Source organism: Paraburkholderia sp. EG304 (assembly GCF_046543485.1).
Classification (GTDB): Bacteria; Pseudomonadota; Gammaproteobacteria; order Burkholderiales; family Burkholderiaceae; genus Paraburkholderia; species Paraburkholderia youngii.
On sequence record NZ_JBKGUA010000001.1, the window covers coordinates 521,514 to 542,395 of the forward strand.

The 20,882-nt window shown below is 66.3% G+C and carries 16 protein-coding genes; 9 read left to right on the forward strand and 7 right to left on the reverse strand.

What is annotated here, in order from left to right:
- Positions 1 to 51: 51 nt before the first annotated feature.
- A complete protein-coding gene (gene gcvA / locus ACLFKU_RS02395) occupies positions 52 to 942 on the reverse strand; it encodes a transcriptional regulator GcvA (protein ID WP_368586922.1) in 891 nt (296 codons plus the stop codon).
- A 121-nt stretch (positions 943 to 1,063) separates the two neighbouring features.
- On the opposite strand from gcvA, the gene ACLFKU_RS02400 reads away from it, so the two are divergent.
- Positions 1,064 to 1,906, forward strand: a complete 843-nt coding sequence (locus ACLFKU_RS02400; protein ID WP_410848036.1) for an EamA family transporter — start codon at positions 1,064 to 1,066, stop codon at positions 1,904 to 1,906.
- A gap of 144 nt (positions 1,907 to 2,050) precedes the next feature.
- Positions 2,051 to 2,329: a hypothetical protein gene (locus ACLFKU_RS02405; RefSeq protein WP_368586924.1), complete on the forward strand. Its 279-nt coding sequence runs from the start codon at positions 2,051 to 2,053 to the stop codon at positions 2,327 to 2,329.
- Positions 2,330 to 2,336: 7 nt separating this feature from the next.
- Here ACLFKU_RS02405 and ACLFKU_RS02410 read toward each other — a convergent pair whose 3' ends face one another.
- The 5 genes from ACLFKU_RS02410 to ACLFKU_RS02430 form a co-directional block, all read right to left on the reverse strand.
- Positions 2,337 to 5,216, reverse strand: coding sequence for an Hsp70 family protein (locus tag ACLFKU_RS02410; protein ID WP_410848037.1), 2,880 nt, complete (start codon positions 5,214 to 5,216; stop codon positions 2,337 to 2,339).
- On the reverse strand, positions 5,213 to 7,072 hold the full coding sequence (locus tag ACLFKU_RS02415; protein ID WP_368586926.1) for an Hsp70 family protein: 1,860 nt from the start codon (positions 7,070 to 7,072) through the stop codon (positions 5,213 to 5,215). The genes ACLFKU_RS02410 and ACLFKU_RS02415 overlap by 4 nt, the downstream gene beginning before the upstream one ends.
- Complete coding sequence (locus ACLFKU_RS02420) at positions 7,069 to 7,668, reverse strand: DUF2760 domain-containing protein (RefSeq protein ID WP_410848038.1); 600 nt, start codon at positions 7,666 to 7,668, stop codon at positions 7,069 to 7,071. Before ACLFKU_RS02420 ends, ACLFKU_RS02415 begins: the two co-directional genes overlap by 4 nt.
- Positions 7,669 to 8,106: 438 nt before the next feature.
- Complete coding sequence (locus ACLFKU_RS02425; protein WP_410848039.1) at positions 8,107 to 8,754, reverse strand: hypothetical protein; 648 nt, start codon at positions 8,752 to 8,754, stop codon at positions 8,107 to 8,109.
- A 175-nt stretch (positions 8,755 to 8,929) separates the two neighbouring features.
- Positions 8,930 to 10,174 carry a tyrosine-type recombinase/integrase gene (locus ACLFKU_RS02430; RefSeq protein WP_368586929.1) on the reverse strand — a complete coding sequence of 415 codons (1,245 nt, stop codon included), beginning with the start codon at positions 10,172 to 10,174 and terminating at the stop codon, positions 8,930 to 8,932.
- Between the two features lie 557 nt (positions 10,175 to 10,731).
- On the opposite strand from ACLFKU_RS02430, the gene katG reads away from it, so the two are divergent.
- On the forward strand, positions 10,732 to 12,990 hold the full coding sequence (katG, locus tag ACLFKU_RS02435) for a catalase/peroxidase HPI (protein ID WP_410848040.1): 2,259 nt from the start codon (positions 10,732 to 10,734) through the stop codon (positions 12,988 to 12,990).
- Between the two features lie 132 nt (positions 12,991 to 13,122).
- Here katG and ACLFKU_RS02440 read toward each other — a convergent pair whose 3' ends face one another.
- Positions 13,123 to 14,139: an alcohol dehydrogenase gene (locus tag ACLFKU_RS02440; protein ID WP_368586931.1), complete on the reverse strand. Its 1,017-nt coding sequence runs from the start codon at positions 14,137 to 14,139 to the stop codon at positions 13,123 to 13,125.
- Positions 14,140 to 14,399: 260 nt separating this feature from the next.
- Here ACLFKU_RS02440 and ACLFKU_RS02445 point away from each other — a divergent pair, with 260 nt between their 5' ends.
- From ACLFKU_RS02445 to ACLFKU_RS02470, 6 genes are all read left to right on the forward strand, one after another.
- Positions 14,400 to 15,275, forward strand: coding sequence for a helix-turn-helix domain-containing protein (locus ACLFKU_RS02445; RefSeq protein WP_410848041.1), 876 nt, complete (start codon positions 14,400 to 14,402; stop codon positions 15,273 to 15,275).
- Positions 15,276 to 15,477: 202 nt separating this feature from the next.
- On the forward strand, positions 15,478 to 16,749 hold the full coding sequence (locus tag ACLFKU_RS02450; protein ID WP_410848077.1) for an MFS transporter: 1,272 nt from the start codon (positions 15,478 to 15,480) through the stop codon (positions 16,747 to 16,749).
- A gap of 204 nt (positions 16,750 to 16,953) precedes the next feature.
- Positions 16,954 to 17,994 carry a zinc-dependent alcohol dehydrogenase family protein gene (locus ACLFKU_RS02455; RefSeq protein WP_410848042.1) on the forward strand — a complete coding sequence of 347 codons (1,041 nt, stop codon included), beginning with the start codon at positions 16,954 to 16,956 and terminating at the stop codon, positions 17,992 to 17,994.
- Between the two features lie 149 nt (positions 17,995 to 18,143).
- Positions 18,144 to 19,385: a chromate efflux transporter gene (gene chrA, locus ACLFKU_RS02460; protein WP_410848043.1), complete on the forward strand. Its 1,242-nt coding sequence runs from the start codon at positions 18,144 to 18,146 to the stop codon at positions 19,383 to 19,385.
- Between the two features lie 157 nt (positions 19,386 to 19,542).
- The gene (locus ACLFKU_RS02465; RefSeq protein WP_410848044.1) at positions 19,543 to 20,397 is read left to right on the forward strand and encodes a potassium channel family protein; all 855 of its coding nucleotides are present in this window, start codon (positions 19,543 to 19,545) and stop codon (positions 20,395 to 20,397) included.
- Between the two features lie 140 nt (positions 20,398 to 20,537).
- A complete protein-coding gene (locus ACLFKU_RS02470) occupies positions 20,538 to 20,813 on the forward strand; it encodes a DUF1488 domain-containing protein (RefSeq protein ID WP_410848045.1) in 276 nt (91 codons plus the stop codon).
- The last annotated feature ends 69 nt before the right edge of the window (positions 20,814 to 20,882 follow it).

Genomic DNA, 20,882 nt, shown 5'->3' on the forward strand with positions numbered 1-20,882 from the left:
CACAGGCGAGCGCCTGTGTGCGCGTTGCCGTGAGACGACCTGCGTCTACGCTCAAGAACTCATCCCCTCGCGCTCGAGCCACGAACGGAACTGCACGACCAGTTCATCGCCAGATTTCTCATCCGCAATGTAAGTGCAGTAGCTGCGCGACCGCAGACGCGGACCGTCGAACGGTGCGACGAGCCGGCCAGCGGCGAGATCGTCGGAGACCAGCGCGGTCGGTCCCATCGCGACGCCGATGCCGTCGATGGCGGCCTGCAAGGTCAGATAGAAGTGATCGAAGGTCAACGTGGCGGCCGGCCTCAGCGCGGCAAGCTGCGTGCTCGCCAGCCAGTCGGGCCAAAGCCGCGGAAGACTCGACGTGTGCAGCAACGTGTGTTGCCGCAAGTCGCCCGGAGATCGAAGCGGCACTCGCTGCAACAGCGCCGGACTGCAGACTGGCAGCCTCTCCTCCGACAGGAATGGCCGCATCGAATAGCCGTAGAACGTATCCGGGCCGCCCCGGATGACGATGTCGTAACTCTCTTTCAGACTCTCCAGCGGTCCGTTCGACGTTTCCACCTTCACCTCCACGTCGGGATGCCCGGCGCGGAATGTCGCCAGTCTCGGCACCAGCCAGCGCAACGTGAATGTGGCGGGCGCGTTGACGGACAGCGTCCGCGACAGCGTTTCGGGCACACCGTATCGCGCGGTTGCCTGCGACAGCTGTTCGAACAGCGGGCCGATTTCCTCCAGATAGGCTTTCGCTGCCGCCGTCAGCGTCACCCGCCGATGATGCCGTTTGAACAACGAGGCGCCGAGCCATTCCTCGAGCAGACGCACCTGCTGGCTCACCGCGCCGTGAGTCACGTGCAGCTCCGCGGCGGCTTCCTTGAAGCTGCCGAGCCGGCCCGCAGCCTCGAAGGCCCGTAACGCATTGAGCGGAGGCAATACCCGTTTCATTTGCAAGAGTTTTTCTAACGCAGGCGGCCAATTTATCTGGTTTGAGGGGCCACGACAAGAGAGATATCCTTCCTGTTGTACCGCTAATGCCATTCCCGCTCACTCTCGGCCCCAAAACCCCATGCTTAGTTACACCGGTGGCATCGTGCTTTTTGCCGCGATGCTTCACGCGAGCTGGAACGCGATGCTGCACGGCAACCGCGACCGGTTCATGTCCATGACGTGGATGAGCATCGCTATCGCGGCGGTCTCCACGCTCGTCGTGCTGGTCAACCCATTGCCAGCCAGCGCCTGCTGGCCCTACCTCGTCGCATCGGGGCTCGTGCATATCTTCTACAACGTGAGCCTCGTGCGGTCGTATCGACGCAACGACCTGGCGCTCGCGTATCCGATCGCGCGTGGCTCGTCGCCGCTGCTCGTCACGCTCGGCGCTGCGCTGTTCGCGCGTGAAGCGATCGGCCCGTTGCACGCGCTCGGGATCGCGATGATCTCGGGCGGCATCATCGCGATCGCGTTGCAGGGGCGGCACGTGTCGCGCGCGGGTGTGTTGAGCGCGCTGACGACCGGTGCGACGATTGGGCTCTATACCGTGATCGACGGCATCGGCGTCAGAATGTCCGACGGTCAGCCGCTGATCTACACCGCGTGGATGTTCATGTTCTATTGGCTGATGCCGTTGCTGTTCGTCGCAATGCGCGGCCTCGCGCCGCTATGGACACCGGTACGAGCCGAGCCGCTGTCGGTGGGCTCGTCGCTCGTCGGCGGCCTGGTGTCGATTGCGGCGTATGGCATCGTGATCTGGGCGCTGCAGGCGGGCGCGATGGGTGCGGTGTCGGCGTTGCGCGAGACCAGCGTGGTGTTCGCGGTGCTGATCGGGCGGGTGTTTCTTGGAGAAGCGGTCAATGGCGGGCGCTGGCTCGCGTGCCTCGTCGTTGCGGCTGGAGCGGCATGTCTGGGGCTTTGACCGGACAGAGGATGCGGGTCGTTCATCACCGGCACCTGGCTCGATGTGACGGGTGGCAAGTAAGCCATACGCCATTCGTCCGTAAGATTTCCTTAAGCTTCGGCTGATAGATAGCGGGTTCGACAATGGCAGACAAAAATTACGATGCCCCGTGGACCCAGATCCGGCCGACAGGCCGAAAAGAACCGTTACCGCTCGACCTACCTGCTCGAATTGGCGCGCGGCAGCTCGCACATTTCGAGCACGCTGGGCGCCGACAGCCAGCAAGCGGCGATCGCCGAAGTACTGTGCGATTTTGGCCTCAAATACGGCAAGGACGAACTGCCGGTCTTTCGCGCGCTGCTCGCGGAAAGCCTCGAGGATCGTGGCAATCCGGACGCGGCGCGAGCGGTGCTGAGCTTCGCGTCATGCCAAACGCTCTAGCCGCTCTCTAGCCGCCGATCAGCTTCAACCCCACCGGCAGCGATTCGCCGAACACGCGACCTTCGTCGGCGTTATCGAGCGCGACGACTTCGCTGACCATCGTGATCCAGGCGCGCGGCGCGCTCGCCGCTTCGAGGCGTCGCACGACGCTCGCGCGCAATTCGTCGGCCAGGTCGCGCGAGCGATCGCCGGTCATGCGAGCGATCTGCACGGCCGCGAACGCGGCCGGGTCGACCTTCTTCCAGTCGAGCGCGAGGATTGCGTCGAGCCATTGCGCGGCGACGTCGGGCGGCACGACGCTGTGCGCGCTGCCGTAGAACGGCTGGCGCGCGCCGATCCGTCCGACCGCCCACCAGCTTTGATGGTTTTCCGCGGGCTTTTTCAGGCGCGTGAGCACTGCCTCGCCGAGTTCGATCTTGCGTTCTGCCGGAATCCGTTCGAGCGATGCGGACAGGCGCACCATATCGGCAAAGCCGGTCTTCGCGACATCGAACGGCAGCTTGTGGCGCGATTGCGCGGCCTTTTGCAGATAGTCCATCGCGTCGAGCACACGCAGTTGCGCGTCTTCGCCGAGACCGCCGGCCGCGCGGCGCCACAACGTCCACCATTCGGACCACACCTGGCTGTCGGTCACGTATTGAATGCCGTCGTCGAACAGCGTCCACAGTTGCTCGACGCGCCATTCGTCGAGCGGATAGCCGAAGCCGGGCCGCACGCAATAGCCGGCCAGATTCAGCCACAGCCGCTCGTGATCGGCCGAGCGGCGCCGGCGCCGCGCGCGTTCCCACAGCGCGCCGAACAGTTCGCGCAGCAATGCGCTATTCCAGCCATCGCGCGGGCCGAGCAGATGTTCGAGCTGCGCGCGCAGGCGTTTGATTTCCTTCGGGTCGACGTTATGCGCGCGGGCGCCGAAGCAACGATCGATCAGTTCGATCGCGCGATCGAGCGCGGGGTGGCATTGCGGCGCGCCATCGGCGGATAGGTCAACTTGCGCGTCGCCATGGCGCAGCTGGAATTCGAGCAGCCAGCGTTGCGACGGATCGTCCAGCTCGATGCAATGGACGTCGAGCGTGCCGACCTCGGTCAGCGACGTCGCGATGCGCACCGCGGTTTCGCGGGCGCGCTGGCCGTCGCGTGGCTGGACGATCGTCGCGATCGGCGGCAGGCGCACGAAGTCGCCGCCCGCGAGGTCGACCAGCTCGCCAGGCTGATACGCGGTGTCCGCGCTCGACGACACCAGGTGAAAGCGCACCGGATGCCCGAGCCGCAGCGCGAACGTGCGATCCTCGATCAGAATCTCGTGACCTTCCTCGGTGCCGCGCGGCAGCAGACAGATGCCGCGTTGCGCGGGCGCTGCGTCCGGCTCGGTGACGTCTTTGCCGGCAGGCGTTTCGTCGAGCAACAGAAAATAGCTGCGCGGCGAACCGCCGCCGATTTTCGGCGCGAATCCCGCGCGCGCGAGCGTATAGGCGACCGCGCCGCGCGCGACCGCGACGTCGGGGTTGTCGTTGTGCAGCACATGGAGCGGCGCGCCGCGCCAGCCGCCGAGCGTGTCGGCGAGACGTCGCGACAGCGCGTCGGCGCGGAACACGCCGCCGTTGAGCAGCAGCGTGTCGGGAACGGGCAGGGCGGCTGTGCCGGATGCGTCCGGCGCGCCGGAATCCGCGCCCAGGGCCTTGCGCGACTGCGCGGCGAAACGCTCGAGAAAGGCCGCGATATGCCGTGTGACCGCCGCATCGGTCGCGTACGGCAGGCCGAATTCGACGATCGCGCCGCGCGGGCGGCCCGGTCGCTGATCGGCGGCCACGCGCGGAAAGAATCCATCGACGATGATCTGCTCGACCTCGGCGCGCGTGACCTGTGTGGTGCGCGCGCCGCCGATCAGCTTCGAGCCCGCGCCGAGCAACGTGACCGGCGCCGACTCGGGCGCCTGCGCGCCGAGCAACTGCTCCTTCGCGACGCGGCATCGTTCGACCAGCTGCGACAGGCTCGCCGCCGACAGCCGCTGCGGTGGCTGTGCGCTGCCACCGGTACCACCCAACAGCCGCGCCTCGACCAGATGCGCGAGCGCGAGGTCCATGTTGTCGCCGCCGAGCATCAGGTGATTGCCGACACCGACGCGCGTCAGGCGCGGCTCGCCGTCGTCGGTCAGGCCGACTTCGATCAGCGTCAGGTCCGTGGTGCCGCCGCCGACGTCGCAAATCAGCACGAGCCGGGTCTGGGACAACTCATCGGCAAGCGTGTCGCGATGCCGGAACAGCCAGTCGTAAAACGCGGCCTGCGGCTCTTCCAGCAGCCGCAGCGACGGCAGTCCCGCGAGCCGCGCCGCTTCGACGGTCAGCGCACGCGCGCCTTCGTCGAACGATGCGGGCACCGTCAGCACGACGTCCTGCTGTTCGAGCGGCGCCTTCGGAAAGTGCTGGTTCCACGCGGCGCGCACGTGCGCGAGGTAGCTCGCGCTCGCATCGAGCGGGGAGATTTTGCGCACGTCGTCGGGCGCGCCCCACGGCAGGATCGGCGCGACGCGATCGACCGACGCGTGCGACAGCCAGCTTTTCGCGCTCGCGACGAGCCGCCCCGGCACCTGCGCGCCGAGCAGCCGCGCGAGCCGGCCGACCACGGCCGGTTGCCCGGTGTCCTTGCCGTGGTCCGACGCTGCCCGAGCACCGGCGGACCACGGCAACTGCAGATCGGCCGCGCTCAGCTCGCCGTCGGCCGCCTGATAGCGCACCGACGGCAACAGCGGCCGCGCGGCGACCTCGCCGGGGCTCACCAGCTGCTCGATCTCGAACACGCGGATCTGCTGCGATCCGGCTTCCGCGTACGCGAGCACCGTGTTGCTGGTGCCGAGATCGATGCCGACGCTGTACCGCTTCATGTCATTCACGCATTCGGGTTGCCGCGCACGTCGAATTCGACTTTCCAGCGCTCGTCGGAGCCGCGCGGGATCGCCTCGAGTTCGAGCGTGCCCGCTTCGGTCACGCGCGCGTGCAGCTTCACCGGCACGACTTCACCGGCGGTACGGCCGGCCGCCGGCAGCGTCGCCTGGATTTCCTCGAGCTCCTGCAACTCCTCGGGGCTCCAGTATTCGAGCAGCGTGCCGACCTGATCCTGACGACGCACCGACGAGCCGAAGAAGCGGAAATGCACGGGCTCGCCGACGACCAGCCCGAACTCCTGCGCGGGCAGCTCGGCGTCGGTGCCTTCTTCCATGCCGAACGGCGCGACGCACAGCGCCTGCACCGGCGGCTCGAGGCCGGGTACGGCCGGCATCGCCGATTCGATCGCGATGTAGTACGCGCGCGCGGTGCCGCCGCGAATCCGCACACCGCGCCCGCGACGCACGTAGCCGTAGTAAGCCGCGCCACGCGCGACCGCCAGATCGAGGTCAGCGCCTTCGAGCAGACGCGCGCTCGCCGCGCCTTCGGCCGCGAGCCAGCCATTCAGCGTGCTCATGATGCGCTCGACCAGCAGCGTCGACTTGAACACGCCGCCGTTGAACAGCACCGCGGTCGGATGCAGGAAGCTCGCATTCTGCGCGGCCGCGTTCGCTGCGGCTTCACCGAGCCCTTCGAGTTCGGCGAGCGCGCCGACCTGACGGCCGAGAAACGCCGCCAGATGCCGCGTGATGCCCGCGTCCTGCGCATAGGGCAGGCCGAGCTGCGTCAGACCCACCCGCGCGCGGCTCACCGGACGCGCGGCGCTGTCGACCTGCGGGAAGAAGCCATCGAGGATCGTCTGCGTGAGTTCGGCGCGCGTCAGCTCGGTGCGGATCGAGCCGCCGATCAGCTTAGAGCCGCGGCTCGGCACGACGAGCGGCACGGTGTCGGTGGCGGGGTCGCTGAGCAGGGTTTCCTTCGCAGCGCGGCACGCATAGGTCAGCGCGCGCAGCTGCCACGCGTCGGCCTGGGTGCCCTGGGCGGCGAGCTTGCGCGCGACCACGTGCGCAAGTGCGAGGTCCATGTTGTCGCCGCCGAGCAGGATGTGATCGCCGACCGCGACGCGATGCAGTTCGAGATTGCCGTCGCGCTCGATCACCGCGATCAGCGACAGGTCGGTGGTGCCGCCGCCGACGTCGACGACGAGAATGATGTCGCCGACCTTGACCTGCTTGCGCCACTGGCCGCTGCTCTTCTGGATCCAGCTATAGAGCGCGGCCTGGGGCTCTTCGAGCAGCGTCATGCGTTTGAAGCCGGCGGCCTCGGCCGCCTCCGCGGTCAGTTCGCGCGCGGCCGGGTCGAACGACGCGGGGATCGTCACCGTGACGTCCTGCTCGCCGAACGGCGCGTCCGGATGCGCGTGGTCCCATGCTTCGCGCAGGTGCGTCAGATAGCGCACCGAGCTTTCGAGCGGCGACACGCGTGTGACTTCGGGCGGCGCGTCATTCGGCAGAATGCCCGCGCGACGGTCGACGCCCGGATGGCACAGCCAGCTTTTCGCGCTCGACACGAGCCGGATCGGCGTGCCGGCGCCGCGATTGCGCGCGAATTCGCCGACTGCGAATTCGCGCTGGCCGGTCCACGGCAGGTACAGGTCGCCGGAGGCCAGCTCGTCGGGATGCGGCAGGTACAGGAACGACGGCAGCAGCGGCAGGCTGTCGATTGCGCCGGGGCCCGTCAGCTGAGCGATCGACAGCACCTCCTGGGTGGTTTTTTCGCCGTCGCTCGCGTGCGTGTCCACGTAGGACAGCGCGCAGTGCGTGGTGCCGAGGTCGATGCCGATGGAATAGCGTGCGTCGCTCATAGCTCCACCTCCGCCGGTGCGATGACCTTCGCGTTATGGCCGTCCGCGAGCTTCGGCAGACGCACCTCGTCGACGCGCCAGCCGCGATGGCTGATGCTGCCGCTAAACGGCGCGCTGCCGACCACGTTGCCGGTCAGACGCACCGAGCTCGCGTCGAAGCCCGCGGGCAGCGTCACGCGGCTGCCTTCGGCTTCGTCGCGCACCGGGCGGATCGTGAAGTGCTCGCGCAGCGTCGCGCGGCAGCCTTCGTGCACGAGGCGCGCGGCTGCGCCGATGTCGGCGTCGCTATAGGCCTTGATGTCTTCCTCGACGAAATCGATGAAGCGCGCGTCGCGTTGCAGCAGGCCGAGCAGTTGCAGCGCGGCGTCGGGGGTGGCCTCCTTCAGCACCGGCGCGGGTTGCGGCTTCGGTTGCTCGGTGGGGGCGGGTGCCGGGGTTGCCGCGGCGGCGGGGGCGGGCGCTGCGGCCGCGCCGATTTTTTCGCCGTTGCGCAGGCGCAGCACGTCGGCGGCGAACTCGCCATTGCCGAGAATGCGGAAAAACGTGCCCACGGCCAGCGAAATCCGGCCGAGGAAGGATGGGTTCGAATCGCTCATAAAGGCTCCTGATCTGCTCTGTTGAGGACGAGCGGTCCTCGCCGCGCCGCGTGCGCCGGGCAGCGAAGCTGACGGGCCGGGCGGGGCTGTGATGTTGCGGGTCGGCGCGCGGCCGGGGGCGCGAGCCCTGGGCGATGATCATGCAACCGCCGGGCCGCCAGACGGTCCGGGACGCTTCGCGACCGGGCCGGCCGCGCGTGCGGCGCGCGCAAAACCCGTATTTTGCCTTGCGGCGCGCCCGACGCGGGCAAAGCCGGCAATTCTAGCGGGCAATGGGGTGGGAATGGCGGGGAGTTGGGGGGACCGGGCGGTGTGCGGAGGTGCTTTGGGAGCGGCTTTTGGCTTGGCGGGCGCTGACGCGGGGCGGAGGCAGGCCAGCCTGCCGGTCTCTCCCCGCGCAGTGTTGCCGCTTACGCGATCATGCGCATGGCGGCGACGTTACGACTTTCTCGGCTCTTTCGGCACCCGCTTGCCCGATGGTGCCGGCGCGGGCCTGACCGGCCCAGCGACTTTCATGTCGGCTCGGCGCGGCGGTTGGTGCGCGGCCATCGAGCGCGCAGGCCTGACCGGCCCGGCGGTGTGTATGTCGGCGTGTTGCGGCGGTCGGTGCGCGGCTGTTACGTGCGGGGGCCTGACCGGCCCGGGAGCGTGCCTGTGGGCGCGCGGCGGCTGTCCGTGCGCGGCCATCGCCGGCGCGGGACCGGCTGGGCGCACGAGCGGCGCACGCGCGTCACCCGGATACCCCGGCAGATGACCGTCATGGCTCGCCATCACACGACGCAGTTCCTCACGGCGATGGAAAACCTCCGCGCGACGATCGCCATGCGCATAGAACTGGCGCTGCCGGACGCCGTCCCGTCCGGCGACCCATATATACGTATCGCCGCCGACAAATACCACGTCGCGGTCGACCACATTGGCGACGTACACATCGGTGGGCAACGGCTGATACGCAGTCGCGGTCACTTCGGTAGGGCGGTTCGGGGCGCTGACGAGCTGGCCTTGCCCACTGGTCACGCAGCCCGCGAGAAAGCTCGCGCACGCAGCCGACGCCAACAGCGCCTTGGTGATCTTTTTCAACTTCATTCCCCGGTTTGTCTTGTTTAATTGTCGAGCGACGCCCTTTTAACGGCCGGGCATTTTGCATCTTGAGATGCGAATCGCCGATCGGGGAAATTCGTTGGTCATTGCGCAGGCGAGAACCGCGCAGGCGAAAACGCATGCGCCATTGCGCGTGCGCAGCCGGGGTCCCGATCCGCGCTTAATGGCCGTCCGGATTGCCTTCTTCAGACTTCGCGTCGTGCCAGTTCATCCGGTGCCGATTGACGGTCTCGGTATGCCGCGCGTCGTCCTCGGTGTGCAGATAAAGGCTGGTCGTATTCAGCGACACGTGGCCGAGATTGTCGCGGATCGTGCGCAGATCGACGCCGCCGTCCGCCTGATGCGAACCCGCCGTATGCCGCAGCCAGTGCGCCGACGCGCGCTCGAGTTCGTCGGCGCGATCGGCGAATTCGGGACCGCGCGCGCGTAACCACATCGCCGCGCCCGCGAAGATGCCTTTGATCGCGTCGTGAATCGCCGAGCGCGACAGGCAGCGATTGCGACCCTTGAACGGCAGCACGAGCGGGGTTTCCTCGGCGCGGGTCGGCAGCGCGGCGAGGCCATTTCGCGTCCGGTAGCTGCGCAGTTCCTGAACCAGTTCGGCCGACACCGGTACGATCCGCTCCTTGTCGCCCTTGCCGAGCGTTTCGAGCCACCACTGGTCCTGACCGTCGGCGCCGAGCCTTCTGAAAAACTGGCCCATCTGCCCGCCGGCGACCTCCGAAATGCGCATGCCTTGCAGATAGAACAGCGTGGTCAGCCAGCGGCAGCGCGCGTAGTACGCGCGCTGCGCATCGGTATCTTGCGGCAGCTGCTCGACGAACAGCTTCACTTCGTCCCACAGCGACGTCGACAGATAGCGCGTGACGCGCGGCGCCGAGCGCTTCGCGCGCTGTCGCAACAGCGCCATCGGATTGCCGCGCAGATAGCCGGCGTTGACGAGCCACGTGAACATCGCGTTCAGGATGATCAGCGCCTGGCGCTGGCTGGCCGGCGACAGCGGCCCATTGAACGGTCGCCAGCGCGCGTCGCCGCGCGCGTACTTGCCGCCGTTCGCCGACACCCAGCGCGCGGCCGGCTGCGGATCGGCGATGAACGCCTTGAACAGCAGCAGATCCTCGTGCGTGAGCGACGACAGCGGCTTGCCGAGCTGCACGACGGCCCATAGCAGCAGCCGCTCGGCTTCCTTGCGGTAGTTGTCGAAGGTAGTCTTGGTATCGGCGTAATTGGAGAGCCACGCGCGCACGGCGTCGAGGTCGTTGCGCGCCGATAGCTGGGAGTTTTCCGCCGCGCCGCGGTTGGTGCCGTCGCGGCCATCGAGCAGTTCCGGCACGACGAGCGATTCGACGGGCTGGACGGTGGCGAGCTCAGCGTTCGGGGCAGCTTTCGGCACGGCTTTGGACACGGTTCGGGAGACTCCTCGGGCGCACGCCGGTTGGCGTCATTCTGCTCCGCTCAGGCGCTGTCCGAAGCGTTTGCCTGAAAAGAAAACAGCGCCCATCTTGTTGCGGACGAAACGCGAAACCCTATCACACAGTAGGCCGCGCCTGGCGCAAAACAGCGGGGCGCGCTCAAGCTTCGACGCAGCGACGATCGATCGGCATACAGTAATGGAGCGCGCCGCGCGATTGTTGCCCGCTATAGTCGTCATCTATTACCGGCATTGCCGGATTCGAATTCTATTGAAGTTTGCCCTCGCCTATATTCGAATAGGAGTGGCGCGTCGGCCGGAGTCATCCGCGGAGTTATCCGTCAGGGACTCCGGCTGCGTTTCCTTCAACCCTGGATTTCGTGAGTGCACTGCCGAATCGTTCGGCTGACTGTCGGGTTCCTCGATCGTCAAGTTGCCACGGAAGCCTGACAGGATGACAAACGCATAACAAGTACCTTGCATGGGATTGGAGAAAGTGCTTTGCACCGACTCCGATCGACAACGGAGACATCCTCCAAAGGAGAGAACGCATGTCAAACGAAGCAAAGTGCCCGTTCATCCACACCGCCGGCGGCGGGACAACCATTCGAGACTGGTGGCCGAAGCAATTGCGCGTCGACCTGCTGAACCAGCATTCGAACCGCTCCAATCCGCTAGACAAGGACTTCAACTATGCCGAGGCATTCAAGAGCCTCGACTACGACGCGATCAAGAAAGACCTCGCCGCGCTGATGACCGATTCGCAGCCGTGGTGGCCCGCTGACTTTGGCCACTACGGACCGCTGTTTATCCGTATGGCATGGCACAGCGCCGGCACCTACCGCATCGGCGACGGCCGCGGCGGCGCAGGGCGCGGCCAGCAGCGTTTCGCGCCGATCAACAGCTGGCCGGACAACGTGAGCCTCGACAAGGCGCGCCGGCTGCTATGGCCGATCAAGCAGAAATACGGCCAGAAAATTTCGTGGGCCGATCTGCTGATCCTGACCGGCAACGTCGCGCTCGAAACGATGGGTTTCAAGACATTCGGTTTCGGCGGCGGGCGCGAGGACACGTGGGAACCGGATCAGGACGTTTATTGGGGCAATGAAAAGACCTGGCTCGGCGGCGATGTGCGCTATGGCAAGGGCGCGGCCGGCAGGGAAGACGACGAAGGCGTGCTGGTCGCCGACGAAGAACTGCACGGCACCGAAAAGAGCCGCACCGATCCGCCCGGACGCAACCTCGAAAACCCGCTCGGCGCGGTGCAGATGGGCCTGATCTACGTGAACCCGGAAGGCCCGGACGGCAATCCCGATCCGCTCGCGGCGGCGGTCGACATCCGCGAAACGTTCGCCCGCATGGCGATGAACGACGAGGAAACGGTCGCGCTGATCGCCGGTGGCCACACATTCGGCAAGACGCACGGCGCGGGACCCGCCGAGAACGTCGGTCCGGAACCGGAAGGTGCCGGTCTCGAAGAGATGGGGCTCGGCTGGCGCAACAGCTTCGGCACCGGCAAGGGTGGCGACACGATCACGAGCGGTATCGAAGTCACGTGGACCTCGACGCCGACGCAGTGGGGCATGGGCTATTTCCAAAACCTGTTCGGCCACGAATGGGAGCTGACCAAGAGCCCGGCCGGCGCGAATCAGTGGGTTGCGAAGGGCGCAGAGCCCACGATCCCGCACGCGCACGACCCGTCGAAAAAACTGCTGCCGACGATGCTGACGACCGACCTGTCGCTCCGCCTCGACCCGATCTACGAAAAGATCTCGCGGCGCTTCATGGACAACCCGGACGAGTTCGCTGACGCGTTCGCGCGCGCATGGTTCAAGCTCACGCACCGCGACATGGGTCCGCGCGCCCGCTATCTGGGCCCGGAAGTGCCGGCCGAGGAACTGCTGTGGCAGGACCCGATCCCGGCCGTCGATCACCCGCTCGTCGATGACAAGGACGTCGCGGCGCTGAAGCAGAAGATCCTCGCGTCCGGACTATCGGTGTCGCAACTGGTCACGACCGCGTGGGCCTCGGCCTCGACGTTCCGCGGCTCGGACAAGCGGGGCGGCGCCAACGGCGCGCGCATCCGGCTCGCGCCGCAGAAGGACTGGGCAGTCAACCAGCCTGCCGAGCTCGCGAAGGTGCTGAAGGTGCTCGAAGGCATCCAGAGCGAGTTCAACGGTGCGCAGTCCGGCGGCAAGAAGATTTCGCTCGCCGACCTGATCGTGCTGGCGGGGAGTGCCGGCATCGAGCAGGCTGCGAAGAACGCCGGGCAGCAGGTGACGGTGCCGTTCTCGCCGGGTCGCATGGATGCGTCGCAGGATCAGACCGACGTCCAATCGGTCGGCGCGCTCGAGCCGGTCCACGACGGCTTCCGCAACTATCTGGGCGGCAAATTCCCGGTGGAGGCGGAGAAGCTGCTGATCGACAAGGCGCAACTGCTGACGTTGACGGCGCCCGAGATGACGGCGCTGATCGGCGGCCTGCGCGTGCTGAAGGTGGGCGGTGGCAAGGAAGGCGTGCTGACGGACAAACCGGAAACGCTGACCAACGACTTCTTCCGTAACCTGCTCGATATGGGTACGGAATGGACGCCGGTGTCGGAGGCCGCGGAAACGTTCGAAGGCGCCGACGCGAAGACCGGCGAGGTCAAGTGGACGGGTACCCGTGTCGATCTGGTGTTCGGCTCGAACTCGGTGCTGCGCGCCTTGAGCGAGGTCTACGCGAGCGAGGACGGTAAGGAGAAGTTCGTGCGCGACTTCATTGCCGCGTGGGTTAAGGTGATGAATCTGGATCGTTTCGATCTCGCTTGATCCAGCCATTGCGGCGCGTGGTTCATTGCCACGCCGACGCAGTGTTCGAAGGTAGCTTTGAGTAGTCATCGAGCGCGATTGCCGGGATGCCGGCAATCGCGTTTTTTCTTCGTCTGCGTCCCAGGTATCCACTCAGACCATCTTCAACACCACCCTGAAACGCGCGTGACCGCTCAGCATCCGGTCGTAGGCCTGCGCCGCCTCGGCGAGCGGATACTCCTCGATCATCGGCTTGACGCCGGTGAGCGCGCTGAACGCGAGCGTGTCCTGCGAATCGGCCGAGGTGCCGGAGGGCCAGCCTTGCACCGAGTTGCGTCCCATGATGAACTGCACGATCGGTACTTCGATCGGCTCCTCGGAAACGCCGACCATCACGAGCTTGCCGTTCAGGCCGAGACCGCCGAGCGTGGCGGTCATCGCTTTGCCGCTCGTCACCGTGGCGAGGATCAGCTTCGCGCCGCCCAGTGCCTGCAGCTTCTCGGCGACGTTTTCCGTTTTGCTGTCGATGTAGTGATGCGCGCCCAGTTGCTGCGCGAGCGGGGCCTTGTCCTGACCGCGCGCGATCGCCACCGTGCGAAAGCCCATCTTGCGCGCGAACTGCACGCCGAGATGACCGAGACCGCCGATACCGAGAATCGCTACCACGTCGCCGGCGCGCGCGCCGCTATTGCGTATCGCGTTGAAGGTCGTGATGCCCGCGCACAGCAGCGGCGCGGCATCGACATCGGACAGATCGTCGGGAATGCGCGCGAGCGCTTCGACCGGGGCTACCATGTATTCGGCGTAGCCGCCGTCGTAGCTGATGCCGGGGATCAGCGCGAACTTGCACAGCACGAAGTCGCCCCGGCGGCAGTGTTCGCATTTGCCGCAATGGCCGCCGTGCCAGCCGACCCCGACACGCTGCCCGAGCTGCCAGCCCTCGACACCCGCACCGAGCGAATCGATCACGCCCGCGATCTCGTGACCGGGCACGCGCGGATAATTGAGGCCCGGCCACAGCCCGTCCTTGGTCATCACATCGCTATGACAGATGCCGCAAGCCTGAATCCTGATACGCACATGACCGGCGCCCGCCTCGGGCACTTCACGTTCGACCAGTTCGAGCGGGCCGCCGGCCTGCTTTACTTCGACTGCTTTCATCGTGGGCATGATGTTCTTCCTTTCCAGTGGTGAACGGGACAAGAGGGGAACAAACTCAAACATCATAGTCCGCGCCCAGGCGGGTCGCCAGAAAGAAGCCGCCGTCAATTGGCCGATGACGATGACATCCGATGTAATTGGCGCGCCGCGCGGCCGTCACTAGTCTTTCACTACGGCGCGCCGCTCGAACCGCAGTTGGCGGGATTCGCGTGGCACGCGTCCACGCGCTGAAGCAGTTCTTTTCACCCCATTAACAGGAGGGCAATACGATGAACGTCACGAGTCACGATCCGAAAGTGCAGCCGGGCGATCTCGGTAGCCTGTTGCGCTATTGGCGTGACGTGCGCGGCGTGAGTCAGCTCGATCTGTCGCTCGAAGCCGGCTTCTCGCAGCGGCAGATCAGCTTCATCGAAAGCGGGCGCAGCGTGCCGGGCCGCGACACGCTGTTGACCCTTGCGCAAACTCTCGACGTGCCACTGCGCGAACGCAATGCGCTGCTGCTTGCCGCCGGTTACGCACCGGTCTATTCGGAAGCACCGTGGAATGCGCAGGAGATGAACGGCGTGGTTCGCGCGCTAGAACGGGTCGTGCGTCAGCATGAACCGTTTCCGGCGCTCGTGATGGACCGCGACTGGAACGTGCTGATGAGCAACGACGCGGCGCCGCGCTTTTTCGACTGCTTCATCGACATGGCCGCTCGCGAAGGCCCGCGCAACATGCTGCATCTGATCTTCGATCCGCTCGGCATGCGTCCGTTCGTGGCCGATTGGGAGCAGGTCGCGCGAAGCCTGCTGCAACGCGTGTATCGTGAATCGGTGGGTCATGTCGTCGGTACCCACACGAAACGTCTACTCGATAAACTGCTTGCGTATCCCGATGTGCCGCGCGACTGGAAGACGCATCATGGCTCTTCCACGACGCCCGCTACGCTGCCGATGATTCCACTCGGCTTCATCAGCGACGGCGAGGTGCTGCGCTACTTCTCGATGGTCACGACCGTGGGCACACCGCAAAACGTGGCCGCGCAGGAGCTTCGCATCGAATGCATGTTCCCCGCCGACGAGGCCACCGAAGCGCGCCATCAGCAGTTGCTTGCGAAGCATGCGTTGCCGCAACCTCCAATATCGGCAAACCGTGCGCCGTGATATAGCAGTGCCTTCGGTTTTTGCGCGATCATCCGAGCCGGTCAGCTTGAGCAATCCGACGCCACTCACTCTCCATGGACAACGGGCTTCTACTGAGTCCCAGGCACGCTCGATGCTCCGGCGAGATATGCGCTGATCGCCTTGCGCAATGTCCGGACGGACGACTGATCGATGGAAGTCCATCGTTCGCGCCCGCCAAAAACTGGAAGAACACAACACGAAACCGACCACCCCCTTACTGGCAGTCAGCTTCTTCGCGGCCGATGTGCAGGCAGGCGCGGGACCCTTTCTCGGCATCTATCTGCAAGCGCATGGATGGAGCCCCGACATGATCGGCACCGTGCTGACGTTGGGGGCCATCGTCAGCGTGCTCGTGACGGCTCCGGCTGGCGCGCTGGTCGATGCCATTTACCATCGGCGCGCGGTGGTGGTTGCCGCAAGCGCGCTGACGGTCGCCGCCGCGTGCGTGATCTGGCTCTCGCGCGGCTACTGGCCGATCGCGCTCTCGCAGATCGCAACGGCAGTAGCGGGCTCGGTCATGGGCACCGCGCTGATGGGACTGACGCTCGGCATGAGCGGCCGCAGAAACTTCGACCGGCAGTACGGCCGCAACCAGGTGGCGAACCACGCCGGCAACATCGTGGCGGCGGCTTTATCCGGCGCGATCGGCTGGTGGCTCGGCATCGTCTGGGTGTTCGCGCTCGGGGCGGCGTTCGGCATCGCGTGCATTGTCTCCGTGTTGCTGATTCCCGCGCGCGCGGTGCATCGGCACTATGCGCGCGGCCTCGCGCACGAGGACGACAAGGATCGCTCGGAGGTGCGCGCGGACAGCGTACGCGCGCTGATCCGCTGCCGCCCGTTGCTGTTGCTCGCGCTCGCGCTGGCCGCCTTCAGCCTCGGCAATTCCACGCTGCTGCCGCTTTACAGCCTTGCGCAGGCGGCGGCCCACCACAGCGACGCCAGCGCGATCACGGCGGCCAATATCATCATTTCCCAGCTCGTGATGCTGTGCGCCGCTGTCTACGCGAGCCGCGCGATCCGTCGCTGGGGTTTCTGGTGGGTCATCCTCGCGACGCTGGTCACGCTGCCGCTGCGTGGCTTGACCGCGGCGTGGATCACGGCCGAGTGGGGGATCGTGCCGGTGCAGATCTTCGACGGTCTGGGCTCCGGGCTGCAAAGCGTCGCGATACCGGCTCTCGTCGTGCACCTGTTGCATGGCAGCGGGCGGGTGAACCTCGGTCAGGGCGCGGTGAAAAGCGTGGAAGCGGCGGGCGGCTGCCTGAGTCCATTGCTCGGCGGATGGCTCGCCAGCCGCTTCGGTTACCCGACGGCCTTCATTGCGCTCGGTAGTCTCGCGTTCATCTCGCTGGCCGTGTGGATCATCCCAGGCGCGACGATCAGGCGAGCGTGCGATACGCGCCGCGACGAACTCGAAAAAATGGCCGACATCGACGTGTCGGCGTTGTTTTCGTAGCTCGGACGCAGCAGCCCGCAATCAGTCGAACCCCGGGTGCTTGACGCAGATCAAGCCGCCCGCGACGCCGGGGCGCATGATGTAAGCGCGTGACGCATGGCGTACCCGCCGCCGCTAGCCGACGCATGACACGAACCTGGCAGACGGGCGAACACCTTCGCCGCCACGCATCGTGTTTCATTCCGGCCACAGGAGAAGTCCGTCATGAAAGCACTCGTCTATCACGGTCCGGGCAAAAAGTCGCTCGACGAACGGCCGATCCCCGAACTCGCGGCGCCCACCGATGCAATCGTCAAAGTCACCCGCACGACGATCTGCGGCACCGATCTGCACATTCTCAAAGGCGACGTGCCGACCTGCGAGCCGGGCCGCATTCTCGGCCACGAAGGCGTCGGTGTCGTGCATCAGGTCGGCGACGCGGTGAGCGGGCTCGCGGCCGGCGATCACGTGCTTATCTCGTGCATCACCTCATGCGGCCGTTGCGACTACTGCCGGCGCGGCATGTATTCGCATTGCACGACGGGCGGCTGGGTTCTCGGTAACCGGATCGACGGCACGCAGGCCGAATACGTGCGCATTCCGCATGCGCAAAGCAGTTTGTACCGCATTCCGGCCGGCCTCGACGAAGAGGCGCTCGTGATGCTGTCCGACATTCTGCCGACCGGCTTCGAATGCGGCGTGCTCAACGGCAAGGTTCAGCCGGGCTGCACGGTGGCGATCGTCGGCGCCGGGCCGATCGGGCTCGCGGCGTTGTTGACCGCGCAGTTCTACTCGCCGGCGCAGATCATCATGATCGATCCCGATGTCAACCGGCTCGAGGTCGCGCACCGCTTCGGCGCGACCGCTTGCGTCGACAACGCGCATACCGATGCGGTCGCGCAAGTGCTGAAGCTGACCGAATCGGTCGGCGCCGACTGCGTGATCGAAGCGGTCGGCATTCCGCCGACGTTCGAGCTTTGCCAGCAACTGGTCGCGCCGGGCGGAACGATCGCGAACGTCGGCGTGCACGGCGTGAAGTGCGATCTGCATCTGGAACAGCTGTGGGATCGCAACATCGCGATCACGACGCGTCTCGTCGATACCGTCAGTACCCCGATGCTGATGAAGACGGTCAAGGCGGGGCGGATCGATCCGACGCGTCTGATCACGCATCGGTTCAGGCTCGACGATATTCTTGCGGCTTACGACACGTTCTCCAGCGCGTCGAGCACGCGCGCGCTGAAGGTGTTGATCGAAGCGTCGTAGGCGGGGCGCGGCGAGCCGGGGCGATGGTGCGTGGCACGCGTGCGCCGCGCCGCAGACCTCTATACTGTGCGTCGTCAAAACACGAGGCCCTGTCGCCGACCCGAGGTTCCGTCACCTCGCTAAATCGGCATCGCTCGACCCGCCCATCCATGGATACTGATTTGTCGTCGCCGCGCCGCTCGCGGCTCACCCGCGTTATCGAGGTTTTCAGCGCATTTCTGAAGCTCGGGCTGACCAGTTTCGGCGGCCCGATCGCTCATATCGGCTACTTCCGGCGCGAGTTCGTCGAGCGGCGCCGCTGGCTCGACGACGAAGCCTTCACCGACCTGATCGGCCTGTGCCAGTTTCTGCCGGGCCCCGCGAGCAGCCAGGCGGGATTTTCGATCGGGTTGCTGCGCGTCGGGTGGGCCGGGGGCCTAGCCGCCTGGTGCGGCTTCACGCTGCCGTCGGTGCTCGTGATGCTGGCCTTTGCCGCGATCGCGCCGGACCTCGGCGGCGCGTTCGGCACGGGTGTGATCCACGGGCTGAAACTCGTCGCGGTGGCCGTCGTCGCGCAGGCCGTTTGGGACATGGCGCGGCGTCTGTGTCCCGACCGCCGCCGCGCGGCGATCGCGCTCGCATCGCTCGCATTGCTGAGTGTGCTTGGCACCGTCTACGCCCAACTGATCGTGATCGGCGCCGGAGCCGTGCTCGGTGTCGCGCTGTGCCGGACCACCGGGACGCAAGCGCCGCACGCCATTGCGCTGCGGACCGGCGATTTCCAGGTGTCGCGCACGGCAGGCATCGCCGCGCTGGTGGTGTTTTTCGCATTGCTGTTCGCGTTGCCGCTGTGGGCGGCAAGCGGAACCTCGCAAGGCTTGCGCGTATTTGACGCGTTCTATCGCTCGGGCGCGCTCGTGTTCGGCGGCGGGCACGTGGTGCTGCCGCTGTTGCAGCGCGAAACCGTCGCGACCGGATGGGTCGCGCCCAACGACTTCCTGGCTGGCTATGGCGCGGCCCAGGCGGTACCCGGACCGCTGTTCACGTTCGCGGCGTTTCTCGGCTGGATGATGGCGCTGCCACCCAGACACTGGAGCGGCGCACTGCTCGCGACAGTGGGCATCTTTCTGCCGGGTCTGCTGCTCGTGCTCGCCGCATTGCCGTGGTGGCAGGCGCTGCGCGCGCGTGCGGCGATGGCGGCGGCGCTTGCCGGCGTCAATGCCGCGGTGGTCGGCCTGCTGGCCGCCGCGCTCTATTCGCCGGTATGGACTAGCGCGGTGTTGTCGGCGACGGATTTCGCCGTCGCGTGCATCGGCTTTTTGCTGTTGCTGCGCTGGAAGGTGCCGCCGCTTGCGGTCGTCGTGCTGTGTGTCGCGGCCGGCGTTGCTCAAACCGTGTGGCACCCGCTTTGACAGCGCTAAACGCGCACGGCTTTCACAAGCACTGATCTGCATCAAGGCTGACAGCCACGCGTCGGTTAGCCTGCAACGATGATCGCGCGGCCTCTGTGCGTTTGCCGCACTAGGACGGTATCGCGCGAAACCCGACAGGCCGCAAGCCATTCGCGCGATGACGGACCACATGATCGACCACGGCCCCGGCGGCTACGGATTGGGCGGTGCAAGCGCGCACGACGGCCCGCGCGCCGTGCGGGCATGGCGCCGCCTGCGCTGGGGGCTGTGCGCGCTGAGCTTCTGCGCGATCCCCGCGTTCTACATCGAACTGACGGTGCCCACTCCGTTTGCACTGATCCTGTCGCGTACCCTGTACCTGGGCATGTTCGCTGGCTTTGCGTTGTCGTTCGCCTGGCTGGCCCATCTGAGCAGACGGCCAAAGACGCTGCTCGCGAACAACTGGCTCGACCTGCTCATCGCGTTGGGCGCGGCGCTCAGCACCGGTTTCGGCACGCCGCCGTGGCAGCCGGTCGAATGGCTGCTGCGGCTGTCGTTCATGGGCGTCGTCGCGTTGCGTATCGTGCTGTCATTGCGCGAGTTCGTCACGCCGAACCGTCTGATGTGGCTGCTACTCGCCGGCGCGCTCGTGCTCGCGATGGCCGGTGCCGGCTTTTACTGGCTCGAACCGCACGTGCATTCCTACTCCGAAGGGCTGTGGCTTGCGTTCGAAAGCAGCGCGACGGTCGGCTATGGCGACATCGCGCCGACGACGCCCGCATCGCGTGTGTTCGCTGCATTTGTCGTGCTGCTTGGCTACGGCATGTTGTCTCTGGTCTTCGCGAGCATCGCCGCCGCATTCATCGGCAAGGAAGAGAGGGCGTTGCGGCGTGAGATGCATCGGGATATCAAGCATCTGAACGATGAAATCGTACGCCTGCACGCCGAACTGAAGGCGTTGCGGCAGACGCTCGACGCCGCCGCGCGACGCAGCGACACCGATGCGGACTCCGTGACGCGCACGGGTGAATGACTCCTCGTGCCGACCCGGCCGCGGCAAACAACGGCGCCGCTGACCAAGCGGGACGCCGCCTTGACGTACGTCAAATCCGCCGTGGATTGCGTGTTTAAGCTGGAGACGTCGCGGCACTTCATGCCCGTGGGGGCCCCACCATGCACATTTCCTTTCCATCCTGCATGCCCGAATACTGCGCCCGGGATCTGGTGCTGGCGTTTCCGGCGCTCGTCGACGATCGGCCCGTGCAATGCGCGATCACGGCCGAGGCGCTCGAAGATCATTTCGGCGCACGCTCGCTGCGGGAAGACGATCTGGTCCAGGCGTTCCTCGCGCACCGCTATCAGATCGAACAGTCCGCCAGACAACTGCTCGAGGAGGTTGGCGCCAAGCCCGTGCTGCTGCATAGCGGGTTCTTCAGGTTCTCCGCGTGACCCGTCGAGCGGACGCGCTTGACGTGGATCAACGACGCGCCCGCGCGCCCCGCTACGCTGAAGGCATGG